Here is an 11,601-nt window from a genome sequence, read left to right as displayed (position 1 = left end):
TCGAAAAGAGAATCCCCAAAAAAAACAGGCGCGCCACTTAAACAAAAAATGAGAAGCTACTTGATCAAACCTAAATATTTGGAAAAATTTTGGTCTTGTCAGATAGCTTGTAGCCCAAAGCCAGAATAATCTTACGCATGGTTTCCATGCGGCACGGGCTGCCACGTTCAATCCGGGTAATAGTTAACGGAGACACATCCGCCTTGCGAGCCAGTTCGGCCTTGCTCATCAATAAGGATTCACGAACTTCCTTGACTCGATTCTGCTCCATGATTTACCCCATAACCCATTTAACTTTAATGTCGTCGCAAAAACTCACCGACTGTTACGTTGCCGCCATAGTCTCACGGCTTCGACGTACGTAAGTACGCCTCATTGCTCAACCATGGCACGCCTTGTTTTTGGCACTTTTTGCTTAGACATCCAACTTGATGCTTTTCTCAAAAGCATCAAATTACGTTTATCACATCTACAAATTGTGCGTAATTATAGGTCAGGGTGAGATATTGTCAAGAAGTTTTAGACCGAACCAATAAAAAATTTTAAACTCCCACCTATAGCAGGCCAAGATACCAGCCAATCAGCATCTGCCCCCAGAACAAATACACGATCGCCGCCACTGCCAGAAACGGCCCAAAGGGGATCGCCAGCCGGGTATCACCTTTTTGTACCAGCATCAAGGGGACACCCACCAGAGTGCCCGCCAACGACGCCAGAAAAATAACTGGAAACACGGCCTGCCATCCGAGAAATGCCCCGAACATGGCCAGCAGCTTGATGTCGCCGCCACCCATCCCCTCCCGTCCGGTCAGCTTTTCATAAATCCAGGCGACCGCCAGCAACGAACCACCGCCCAGCAGGATCCCGAAAATCGAATCGTACCAGGTCAACCAGGGAATAAAAAACGAACTGGCAAAACCGACCAGGATCCCCGGCAGACTGATCACATCGGGAATGATCTGGTGATCCAGGTCAATAAAGGTGATCACCACCAGCGCGGCAACAAACACCATATAGACAACGGTGGCAGAGGAAAAGCCAAAATAATAAAAGGTCAGGACAAACAACAGGCCGGTCAAGGCTTCTACTGCCGGGTAGCGCAGGGAAATGTTCAGTCGGCAGGCCGAACAACGACCCCGCAAAAACAGGTAACTGAGAATCGGAACATTCTCAAACCAGCGAATCCGATGGCCACAGGCCGGGCAGGAAGATGGCGGGGATACGATCGACTTCTCAGCCGGTATCCGGTAGATACAGACGTTGAGAAAAGAACCAACGATGGTACCAAGGGCAAAAGCAAAGAACATCACAAGGATAAATTCAGACATGATAAGCACCTGCCGGACTCCGGCTAACATTCTGTCACAGGGGCAATACTAACCTTTGACAGCCTGGCATCATGAAAATGATAAAAACCTAGAAGCCCTGCATGACAAAATCAACTGCCGCAACAACTTCATCCCGCTGCTGCTGGAGATTAGCAACGGGAGACTTCAGAATGCTTAGAGGGACAGCTGCCATAAATTGGGTCACCATGACCAGGGAGTTTTCTCCGATATAAAAAACAGGGTTCAGAGTACTGGCAGGCAAAGGTGCGGACTCTCGTGGCAACAAAGGAACGACAATTCGGGTATTTAGATGAGACAGCAGATCTGCCTGCACATCGAGGAGGCACCCTTCTGCGTGAGGATTGTTGAAAACGTCAAATCGGGCCATCAGAATTCCCGATACTTTGCCAGAGGCAAACCCTGTCGTTCAACATATTGATTTGAACTTTCGATCGCTTGGCAATTTTCCTCCAACCATAGGGCCGAGCGTTTCTCAGCATTTGCGCGTTCCAGCCCACGTTCTGCTGCCTGGGAAATGTTGACTTTTAATTTTCGCGCATCGTCCAGCAGATCTTTGCTGATTGTTACATTGGTGGCCTGACGACCAGTTTTTGATATTTTTTCGGCTAATGTCATTGGACGGCCTCCTGTCTATGTTCACTTTATCCGATTAAATCATAACTGCATACCATGCACAACAAAATGCGCATGTTTTTGCATTGTGAAACATTCAGAAGATTGACGCCATCTGATCATTATCACATCTTCTGTGTTCTGACCCTACCGGTATTGGAAATGATGATATTTACCTGCCTGTCGCCACTGCGGGCAGTGATCGTCCCGTTGGAAACTCCCGGCATAAAACCGCTGGCTTCGTATCTCAACCGGTTACGTACATGAAAGTTTCCCTCCATCACAACCGGCCCCTCAGCGCCACCATACACGCGAAGGATCTGCATGTCATCCACATCATCGAGAAGGTAAACGATCCACCCCTGCTGCCAGCCTGTCGCACTGGTATCACAGCTTTGTGCATCGTTACTTTTACACACGGTCACCAATGCGCCGCGGGTAATGGCTTCGTTACGGGCGTAATTGAAGCTGGACACCAGATCATTAACGGCGCTGGTGACCTGAGAACCCTGAGCCATTCCACGAAATGCCGGGATAGCAATCGTGGTTAATATTCCCATAATCACCAGAACCGTCAGCACCTCGACAAGAGTGAACCCACGGTCTCTCCGACAAAAACAGACAAACCTCTCCCCTGATACCATCTTCCCCTCCCAAAAATAGTTAGTTGGCAGCTAGTTGCTGCCAGACCACGCCGGCAGAACCCTTGCCGGCCATCATATCCATGGAATCAAAGCGGGGGGGAGTTGATATACGAGCAGAACGGATAGAACAAAGCACAGGTAAGACGTTGAATCGATAGCTTAAGCCAGCCCCCCCGCCCGGCTCAAACTAAGGAAAGAATCAGGGTGATTGAACCTCTTCGTAGGCCAACTGCAACTCAAAGGATTGCTCGGTCTGCCCACCATGGCCATCGTCCACGATAATTTTTACCGGGAAAATACCCTCCGGCATGGCATCAACATTCCATTGAATCAAACCAGCTGAAGCATTGATCTGCATACCTTCAGGAGTGTTTTCAAGCCTAAATGTCAACGCATCACCATCCGGATCGGTTGCTGTTACCTGATAGCGAAAGCCGGTTTCGCTTAATTCCTCAGGTGGTTCAGAGGTGATCACTGGTGCGGCATTGATCGCCTCGAAGGGACGGGAAACTATCGGCGCCAGCCGCTCACCGGCATAGGTGACCGGCGTCACTTCGACCGCGATCACATCGCCCCGCTTGAACAGATTGCCGGGCAAATGAGTAGACGTCTCGAAAAAATGTTCTTCGCCGTTAATCAACCAGCGATATTCCAACGACACATCAGGCCTGTCCTGCACAATCCTGGCTTCCACCGTCACACCGGTTGCTGCACTGAACGGCAGCGGACCGTATGGAGAGGGGCAATCGGAGAGCTAATTCAACTACTAAACAACGTTCCCGAAGAACATGTGATGTTCTAACGCCACATATCTTTATCGATTTGTTCAAAAACCGCCGTAGCTTGCCTGAATTCCTCAGCATCATCTCGGGTCCAAGTGCCGGCAAGATGATCCAGATCATCATAACCCGCTGCCCTTCCCATTTTTTCAAAACCTAAAGATTCACGAATCAATCGAAGAGTGATAGCGTTAACACTTACACCTTCTTGATGGGCCTTATTTTTAAGAGCTTGAGCTAGTTTTTCATCAATACCACGAACTGTCATGGTTGGCATAAATCCTCCTTAAACCTCATGTAACGACCAACAAACCATCAATGGCTTTAAAATGCTCATCATAAGTGGCTACGGCCAGACCATGCCGCAAAGAAGAAGCAGCAATCCAGAGATCATTAGTTGGGATCGGCTGACCTTTGACCCTCAGACCCCGATAAATTTCTGCATAAAACTCAGCTGTTTGTTCATCGATATCGATCAATTCGACCCGGGACGAAGAAAGAAATCTCTCCAATTCAAGTCTATTTTGAGCCTCCCTGCTTCCACATCGAAAACCAGCGAACAACTCACCTAAAACAACGGTTGAGATGCCAATAAAATCAACGTATCTCACTAGCTCAACAGCACCAACGTGTTGTCGTTTGAAAGCAACATAAAGCCCAAGTAACGTCATTTTACCGAATTTTGCTGGATTGCACGACTTGACCCCTGCCGGCTGAACCTGCCAGTTCGTTTTTTAAAAGCTAAGGTTTTCAACCTGGTTGCCCTGCGTGCCGGAGGCACTGAGGGACCGATAACAGGTAGGCGCTGTGACGATTTGGCTGGTGGTGGGTGACGAACCTTTCGTTAAAACCTGCTAGATTCCCGCCTGTGCGGGAATGACGCCGAAGAAAAAAACCGTCATGTCAACGGGTCCGGGCCTTTACCACCGAACGTTCGCGCGGCACCCCCTGGCGAGCGCAGCCCGTACGTTCGGTGGTCAAGGCCCGGAGATTTTCTGCAAAAAAGAACGGTATCACCATCAGAAAAATCGACGCTGCGGTCCTCCGTCATAGGCCCCTCAGCGCTTGCGCGCAGGGCGACCAGGTTGAACATGGTGATTTGCTGACGATAGCCGTCACCTCGATGGTTGCTGGAAGAACGCGCTATAAACGACTAGCTCACGTCGCCCCACGCCAGTGGAGGCGTTTTTGCATCCTTTTGACGCCTATCAAAAGGATGACGTCTGGCGGGACGCGACCCGCCGGTTGTGGAGTTGGTTTAAAATCCGATCATCTTTTAATCGGTATTATGACTCCCGAATACCTAAATTTTGTTGAATTGCAAGACTTGACCCCGGCTTTGTAGGCACCGTCAGACGAAAGGGGTGGAAATGGATAAGCCGAGCAGACCTGCTCTCTACTCTACCCCGATTTCAACAACAGAACCGCGGGGTCGCGGCCCCACCCGCCGCCTGACTTTTAGCAAGCGCTCCAAAAGTCAGCAAAAGAGCTTTCCACTGGCGTGGGGCGACTTGTGGTGCGCCGAGAGAGGGACTCCTCTTAGTAGCAGATGAGATTGGCTGGTCACTACCTCTTTTCACGAAAGGCGACAGGCGCCCCCTCTCGCTGCGCTCGCCAGGGGATGCAGCCCGTACTTTCGGTGGTCAAGGCCCGGAGATTTTCTGCAAAAAAGAGCGGTATCACCATCAGAAAAATTGACGCTGAGGCCATCCGTCATAGGCCCCTCAGCGCTTGCGCGCAGGGCGACCAGGTTGAACATGTTGATTTGCTGACGATAGCCGTCTCCTCGATGTTCGCTGGAAGAACGCGCCATAACCGACTAGCTCACGTCGCCCCACGCCAGTGGAGGCGTTTTTGCATCCTTTTGACGCCTATCAAAAGGATGACGTCTGGCGGGACGCGACCCGCCGGTTGTGGGGCTGGTTTATAAATCCGACCATCCTTTAATCGGTATTATGTCCCCGAATCCCGGTTTTGGTTACGGCTTTGTTACAAGACTTGACCCCGGCTTTGTTATTCATACCCAAGAATTTTAACCCCGAGCAAATCCTGGTCTTATTCTTCCGACAAGTTCAAGACAAATTCCTGGGTAACTTTTCCCCCGTGCCCATCATCGACAATAACTTTTACTGGGAAAGCACCTATCGGAATAGATTCAAATGGCCAGGCAATTTCTCCAGTCGATGAATTAATGGTCATTCCATCGGGGGCCTGTTCGAGTTTATAGATGAGGTTATCACCATCTGGATCACTGGCAGAAATCTGAAGACTGTAACCTCGCTCTGTCAGAAGCTCGGATACCGGTTCAGTAACCACTGGGCGAGCATTTTCTGTGTTCAATGTCGTTACAGAATATGGTGTCAAACGTTGCTGCTGTTCATTCACAGGGGTAATTTCGACACTGAGGATATCCCCACGCTTGAGTCCTAACCCGGGGTAGTGATTGGTTTTTTCAAAAAAATCTTCGTTTCCATTCACAAACCATCGGTATTCGAACTCGATATTTGCCTCTGGTTTCTTCACAACAGGGACAACCTTGACTCCCGTTGTCACATCAAAAGGTGCCGGCACGACCCCTACCGACTGAATGATTGCGCCGGCATAAGAAACATTACAAACCACAACCAGTGGAACCATCAGTAGAATTTTAAGTATATGGTGATATCTCATGTTGTCGCGTAACATCTACAGTTCTCGCCAAGAAAGAACGTCAATTTTTACAAATTTACGCTCGGCATCTTTTGGTCTCATTGCAGAGTCATAAATAACGGAGCCAGTGTTTTTCATTTCTACGGTTTTACCAATAGCTGAACCACGAAAATCTCCTTGATTTTGTATTACAATATTAGCATTTGGTGCGTATATCATGCCCGAAAATGCTGTTTTTGTACCAATATTAATCAATCCGGTTGTTGTGGAATATAGGGAAAAAACTGTGGGGGGGCCTTCGACTTCTTTTCCAGTAGCGGTCACGAGATATTTTATTGCACCATTTTCTTTGACATAAATTCTATTATTCAATTCAGTGGAAGTACCAAAGTTTACATCACCAGTGGTATACATTCTTACTCCACCACCAACTACTTTGATTGCCGAATAGGCCACGTTGCTGCCCTCGATATAAAATATTTGATCGAGCAAAACAGGATTGCCATCTTTAATAATTAAGTTACCAGTGCTACTGGTCAGCATGCTAAAAACCCGGCCAGTATAGGGCACATCGGTTACAGTTCCAGCTTCATCTGTAATGGAGTCAGTCCTAACCCCGCTTTCATCGATCCGGTAATAAACATCACCAACCTTTTCCAAGAGATGCCCATTTGCATCTGGGCTGTCATACAAAATCGGAATATCGCTAAACTGATCCTTGACATAGCCTTGGCTTGCATCATCTACAAATTCCTCAGGAATCACCTCAGTTTCTATATTGATGGTAGCACTTTGTAACTCAAGTGAATAATCGGTTTGACCTTGGGTATAGTGATAAACATAAAGGTTAATCTCATCAGAGTTATTATCTATGGTCAAGATTTCCGGTGTGTTCGCGTCTTTCCCTTTTAAATCAATATTCTTGATTTTAAAACCACTTTTTAATTGCTGAACACCTGCATCATCAAAGTAAGTCACACCAGTAGTGGCTACACCAAAAGTAGTGTTATCTGCGGCCTTAGTAATTTCTGTAGCGGTGATGGTACCCTCATAGTCAATCGTGGGGATAAAGGTATTGATATTGGTATTGCCTTCAGTCGCCAACCAGGATACCGATCGTGCAACAAGGCCACCGTCGGTAAAAAGTTCACCCACATCAACATTCCCTATCGATGCGTCTTCATCCAAAGCAAGACCACCATCAGCTGTAGTGTAGGCGTTACCGCCTAAAACAACGATATTTTTCCCCCCCCCCTTTGTTTTAATTTCAGCATCATTCCCAGAATCGTCTGCGCCGAGGTAAATATTACCAGCAACGTAAGTTTGGCTACCTAATGTAATCTGAACGTTCGAACCTATATCAGCTTCGATGGTTTCTGCGTCATAGGTACCCGAAGCATCAGTGTCTGTCGTCAAGTGAAGAATCTTGTCTGAATTATAACTATAAACACTGGCTTTGTTTTTAAGATCCAGATCATCTTTAGCAAAAAGGGCATAATCGAGGATACTCTTTGCTTTATCTATTGAGACCTCAACCAACAGATTTCTGACACTACGATCACTCCCCGCCCTGCCGGTTGATGCGATAAAAGCTTTGTTCGCATCAGTAGTAGAGTTGTCAAAAATTGCGTAAGTCCAATTTCCATTGCCAATTGTGCCCTCGGCAAAACCCTCTTCTTTAATTCCAGTAGGGTTATCTTTGTCAAGGGGCATTAAATCCATATTGAATTTCACATCATAAGCATCATATGCTTCTTTCCAAACTTGATTTAGATTTGGGTCTGTATCGTTCAGTTGAAAGCCCCTCAGCCATGCGATGGCCATGTCAACTCCGGCTTCAGCTGAAGCAAAAGCTTGGGCAGACACACGCTCATTACCGGAAATTTTCAGCTCAATATCACTGTTGTTAAGAGCTGAAAAGCCCAGAACTGTCAAGAGCGACATGATCATTAATGATGTTACTAAGGCTGCGCCTCTTTGATTGTTTAGCAATATTTTTTTCATCATATGGAGCTCCTGATTATTTGGTATATTTGGCAATAGCTGTGGTTAGCGTGTAGCTTTTAGCCCCCTTATAGGTCCACATTACCTCAATATCAATAGTTTGTATTGCCGTGTCACTAGGATCGGGTTCATCAGGTGTCACTTTGGTTGTAATTGTGTACCCATCTATGGGCACAGTCTTATTATTTTCATCAATCAAAAGGTCAAAATCCATAGCCCTTAATTCATCTATTATATTTTGGGCATGAATAGTTGCCACGGTATGGCGCTGTGCCTGAGCGTTATAGACGATGGCATGGGTCTGCAATTGAGCCATGGCCAGCAGCCCGACTGCAAAAATGGTGATAGCGATGAGCATTTCGATCAGTGAAAAACCTTTATCGCTGCGTAATTTATTAAGTTTATTTATCATAGCGGATTCCTAACTTTTACGGTGACAGTCGCTTCACGATTACGATCGAAGTTTGGCGTAAATGCCCTAATGGTAAAGATCACATTGGGGAGGTCATCATAATCAATCACAAAGCTTTCGATGTTTTCAGCAATTGTCTGAAAGCCCCCTCCAGGTTCTCTTCGTTGTAAGTTAGTGCCGTCAAGCCTATATTCAATCAGACCTAAATCAGTATTGAACTGTAAGGGACTTGCAACAGTAGGTCCTACTGGCTGGGTGACAAAACCAGGAGTGACATTACCAGGAGTGACATTATACCCCGCCATCCTCAACTCACGACTCAGCAAACCAACAGCCGCCCGCAGATTGTTCTGCGCATCAACAACTTCATTCTGGATGGCATAGTTACGATTCGAATTGATCAACACGCCATACATGGCAGCAACAATAATCGCAAAGACCACCATCGCAATCAGGAGTTCAATCAGGGTGAAGCCTGATGCTTTGTTTTGTTTGATATATTTTAATCGCATTCAGTACTCCCTACTGGAAGGATGCTGGCATGACCGGCGGCCTTGAGAATGACAGTGCGCGTACCCGCACTGCTGGTGAAACTGACACATTTTTTATCGTCAGATCCAAAAAAATCGGCAAAACCACGCGCGGAAAAAGTGACTTTTTCATCGATAAATTGGATATTAGTAAAATCACCTTTCAAACCCCAACTGTTATCGAAGGTAATAGTAACAGGCTGATTACGCGTTATTGCTTCAACCCGCGCCTGTTGTAGCGCACCTAAAATCAAACGAACGTCGGATCTGAGTTGAGAGTTCTGCCTCCACACGTTAAAATTCGGCACTGCAATCGCTGCCAAAATGGCAAATATTGCCATAGCAATAATTATTTCAATCAAGGTAAATCCGCGCTGGTTTGTTACTGGCTTCACAGGCATGACCTTTCTCTAGCGAAAAAAGATGTTGTGTATTTTCTGCTTCCTCATCATTAAGCACAATTCATGCCGCAAGCTAAACTCCGATGAAATATGAGCTTCTGTTTATGCTTTACTGACGCCACCGCATTTTTTATGAAAAAAATGTCAGTAGTATGTGAAAATTTTGCACACTTTTTCCCGCGAAGCATTGTCAGTCAGATTTTTGTCAGATGGGTGGTGTAGAATATTCCTATTTGCTGCAACGGGACCACATCAATGAGGGGGGAACTCATGAAGAGGGGGGGAGGCTTCAGTCTGCTGGAGCTGATTATTTGTCTGGCAATCTTTTCGATTCTCGTGGCCATTTCGACACCTAACTTTTTCGCCATGCGCAAAAACGCACAGCAAAAGGATGCGGCCCGCAGTATCATGCTGGCGCTGCGTCATGCCCGCACCCAGGCGGTGACGGAGAATATCGAGTATCAGGTGGCGTTTGATCTCGATACCCAGCGTTACTGGCTGGAACGTGGCAACCTTGCTGACAACAGCACCACCTGGGAGGTTGTCCGCCACTTTGAAGAGCATCAAGGGGGGATTATCATGCGAGCGCTGGCGAACTGCACTTCCAGTAGCGGCCAGCGGCGCATCCAGTTCAACCCCAACGGCACATCCAATACCCTATACATCTGCACCATCGACCCTGATTCCGTCGTCAGGTTTCGCGCCGGCACGTCCGTTGCTAAAATCGGCCGCCCGGTGATTCATCGTGACGCTACGGGTAGTGGGGATTGGAAATGATATCGGGGAGGAATTCAGAATACAGGAGAAAGACTTAACGGAGAGGCGCGGAGAAAATCGGAATATTGTATATCAACTGTAGGGGAGCAATTCATTGCGCCCGGGTTTTGCCATTCTCCGAGGTCATCGGGTCGTCAGGGCAGCAAACATGGGGACAGGCACCTACGGAGCCAGTCCCCGGCGGCTACCCCTCCTTCACCCGATAAATGTTTCCATGGGCTTCGGTGTCAGCGCGGTGGGCTTTCAGGTCGGCGGCTACGCCATCGACCTTTGCGTCCGTGATTTTCAGGTCTGCGGTAACGGCATCGATTTTTTTCGTCAGGCGCTCCTCAACGGAGTCAATCTTGTTGTTTAGCCGCTTATCTGTGGCGTTCAGATCAGCTGCTACAGCATCGATTTTTTTCGAAAGATGATCATTGACGGTATCGACCTTGAAATCGAGCAACTTGAAACGCTCTTCGTTTTTTTCAGCCTCTTCACGGATCTCACGACGTAGGGCATCATGGCCCTCGAGAACCAGATTGAATTTGCTGTCGATACTTTCGAGAATCACTTCAAGGTGGTCTTTTTGCACGGTTTCCCTCCAGGTGTTGATGTGACAGTCCATCATATTGATGATGGTTGCTGGGAGACGACCCATCGACCGGTTAATGGCACCGCCCGCCGCTGTTGACTACGATTCCTTCACCCGATAGATGTTCCCGTGGGCTTCGGTGTCGGCGCGGTGGGCCTTCAGGTCGGCGGCTACGCCATCAACCTTTGCGTCCGTGATTTTCAGGTCTGCGGTAACGGCATCGATTTTTTTCGAAAGATGATTGTTGACCGTGTCGATCTTGAAATCGAGCAAAGAAATATCCTGCTTGAGTTCATCACGAACAGAATCAATTTTACGATCAAGGGCATTATAACCCTCGATAATAATATCTAATTTTTTATCCATGTTTTCGAGAATCACTTCAAGGTGGTCTTTTTGCATGGTTTCCCTCCGGGGTGTTGATGTGACGGTCCATCATATTGATGATGGTTGCTGGGAGCCGACCCATCGACCGGTTAATGGCACCGCCCGCCGCTGTTGACTACGATTCCCTCACCCGATAAATGTTCCCATGGGCTTCGGTGTCGGCACGGTGGGCTTTGAGATCGGCGGCGACGGCGTCGATTTTTTTCGATAGATGATTATTGACGGTCTCGATCTTGAAATCGAGCAGGTCAAAGCGTTCATCGTGGCGCTTTTCGAGGTTGTCAATTTTGCGATCAAGGGCATTGTAGCATTCAATGACAACATTGAACTTGCTGTTGATATCTTCCGGAATGATCTGCAGGTGGTCTTTTACCATGGGTTCCCTCCGGGGTGTTGATGTGACGGATCATCATAGCGATGATGGTGGTTAGGAGCAACGGTAAATCGCCGGCGGCAACCACACAAGCAAGGGGGACAGAGGCG

The 11,601-nt window shown here is 47.7% G+C and carries 17 protein-coding genes; 1 reads left to right on the top strand and 16 read right to left on the bottom strand.

Translation table 11 applies throughout. The annotated features are described in order from the left end of the window. Positions 1-70 precede the first annotated feature (70 nt). The 13 genes from ICT70_RS01895 to ICT70_RS01835 form a co-directional block, all read right to left on the bottom strand. Positions 71-271, bottom strand: coding sequence for a helix-turn-helix transcriptional regulator (locus tag ICT70_RS01895; protein WP_191153695.1), 201 nt, complete (start codon positions 269-271; stop codon positions 71-73). Between the two features lie 283 nt (positions 272-554). Next, complete coding sequence (locus ICT70_RS01890) at positions 555-1,328, bottom strand: prepilin peptidase (RefSeq protein ID WP_191153694.1); 774 nt, start codon at positions 1,326-1,328, stop codon at positions 555-557. Between the two features lie 88 nt (positions 1,329-1,416). Further along, positions 1,417-1,716 carry a CcdB family protein gene (locus tag ICT70_RS01885; RefSeq protein ID WP_191153693.1) on the bottom strand — a complete coding sequence of 100 codons (300 nt, stop codon included), beginning with the start codon at positions 1,714-1,716 and terminating at the stop codon, positions 1,417-1,419. Next, the gene (locus ICT70_RS01880; protein ID WP_191153692.1) at positions 1,716-1,964 is read right to left on the bottom strand and encodes a type II toxin-antitoxin system CcdA family antitoxin; all 249 of its coding nucleotides are present in this window, start codon (positions 1,962-1,964) and stop codon (positions 1,716-1,718) included. Before ICT70_RS01880 ends, ICT70_RS01885 begins: the two co-directional genes overlap by 1 nt. A gap of 122 nt (positions 1,965-2,086) precedes the next feature. Beyond that, positions 2,087-2,605, bottom strand: a complete 519-nt coding sequence (locus ICT70_RS01875) for a GspH/FimT family pseudopilin (protein WP_191153691.1) — start codon at positions 2,603-2,605, stop codon at positions 2,087-2,089. A gap of 199 nt (positions 2,606-2,804) precedes the next feature. Further along, positions 2,805-3,266 carry a putative Ig domain-containing protein gene (locus ICT70_RS01870; RefSeq protein WP_191153690.1) on the bottom strand — a complete coding sequence of 154 codons (462 nt, stop codon included), beginning with the start codon at positions 3,264-3,266 and terminating at the stop codon, positions 2,805-2,807. A gap of 137 nt (positions 3,267-3,403) precedes the next feature. After that, positions 3,404-3,661, bottom strand: a complete 258-nt coding sequence (locus ICT70_RS01865; protein WP_191153689.1) for a FitA-like ribbon-helix-helix domain-containing protein — start codon at positions 3,659-3,661, stop codon at positions 3,404-3,406. A gap of 16 nt (positions 3,662-3,677) precedes the next feature. Further along, positions 3,678-4,055 (bottom strand): type II toxin-antitoxin system VapC family toxin, encoded by a 378-nt coding sequence (locus tag ICT70_RS01860; protein ID WP_191153688.1) that lies wholly within the window; start codon positions 4,053-4,055, stop codon positions 3,678-3,680. A 1,384-nt stretch (positions 4,056-5,439) separates the two neighbouring features. Further along, positions 5,440-6,069 carry an Ig domain-containing protein gene (locus tag ICT70_RS01855; protein ID WP_191153687.1) on the bottom strand — a complete coding sequence of 210 codons (630 nt, stop codon included), beginning with the start codon at positions 6,067-6,069 and terminating at the stop codon, positions 5,440-5,442. Continuing rightward, positions 6,070-8,040 (bottom strand): pilus assembly PilX family protein, encoded by a 1,971-nt coding sequence (locus ICT70_RS01850; protein WP_191153686.1) that lies wholly within the window; start codon positions 8,038-8,040, stop codon positions 6,070-6,072. Positions 8,041-8,053: 13 nt separating this feature from the next. Then, positions 8,054-8,449, bottom strand: a complete 396-nt coding sequence (pilV, locus tag ICT70_RS01845; protein ID WP_191153685.1) for a type IV pilus modification protein PilV — start codon at positions 8,447-8,449, stop codon at positions 8,054-8,056. Continuing rightward, complete coding sequence (locus ICT70_RS01840) at positions 8,446-8,961, bottom strand: PilW family protein (protein WP_191153684.1); 516 nt, start codon at positions 8,959-8,961, stop codon at positions 8,446-8,448. Before ICT70_RS01840 ends, pilV begins: the two co-directional genes overlap by 4 nt. After that, positions 8,952-9,380, bottom strand: coding sequence for a pilus assembly FimT family protein (locus ICT70_RS01835; protein WP_224746751.1), 429 nt, complete (start codon positions 9,378-9,380; stop codon positions 8,952-8,954). The genes ICT70_RS01840 and ICT70_RS01835 overlap by 10 nt, the downstream gene beginning before the upstream one ends. 270 nt (positions 9,381-9,650) lie before the next feature. Between ICT70_RS01835 and ICT70_RS01830 the strand changes: the two genes are divergently transcribed. Further along, on the top strand, positions 9,651-10,157 hold the full coding sequence (locus ICT70_RS01830; RefSeq protein ID WP_191153682.1) for a GspH/FimT family pseudopilin: 507 nt from the start codon (positions 9,651-9,653) through the stop codon (positions 10,155-10,157). A 184-nt stretch (positions 10,158-10,341) separates the two neighbouring features. Here the strand turns inward: ICT70_RS01830 and ICT70_RS01825 are convergent, their stop codons facing one another. From ICT70_RS01825 to ICT70_RS01815, 3 genes are all read right to left on the bottom strand, one after another. Continuing rightward, a complete protein-coding gene (locus ICT70_RS01825; protein ID WP_191153681.1) occupies positions 10,342-10,731 on the bottom strand; it encodes a hypothetical protein in 390 nt (129 codons plus the stop codon). Positions 10,732-10,830: 99 nt separating this feature from the next. Next, the gene (locus ICT70_RS01820) at positions 10,831-11,133 is read right to left on the bottom strand and encodes a hypothetical protein (RefSeq protein WP_191153680.1); all 303 of its coding nucleotides are present in this window, start codon (positions 11,131-11,133) and stop codon (positions 10,831-10,833) included. Positions 11,134-11,233: 100 nt separating this feature from the next. Next, on the bottom strand, positions 11,234-11,494 hold the full coding sequence (locus tag ICT70_RS01815) for a hypothetical protein (RefSeq protein WP_191153679.1): 261 nt from the start codon (positions 11,492-11,494) through the stop codon (positions 11,234-11,236). Positions 11,495-11,601 lie beyond the last annotated feature (107 nt).

This window comes from Pelovirga terrestris, from assembly GCF_014773365.1.
GTDB lineage: Bacteria > Desulfobacterota > Desulfuromonadia > Desulfuromonadales > Geopsychrobacteraceae > Pelovirga > Pelovirga terrestris.
The sequence above is the reverse complement of the archived record's forward strand: the minus strand, read 5'-3'. Positions and strand labels throughout refer to the sequence as shown.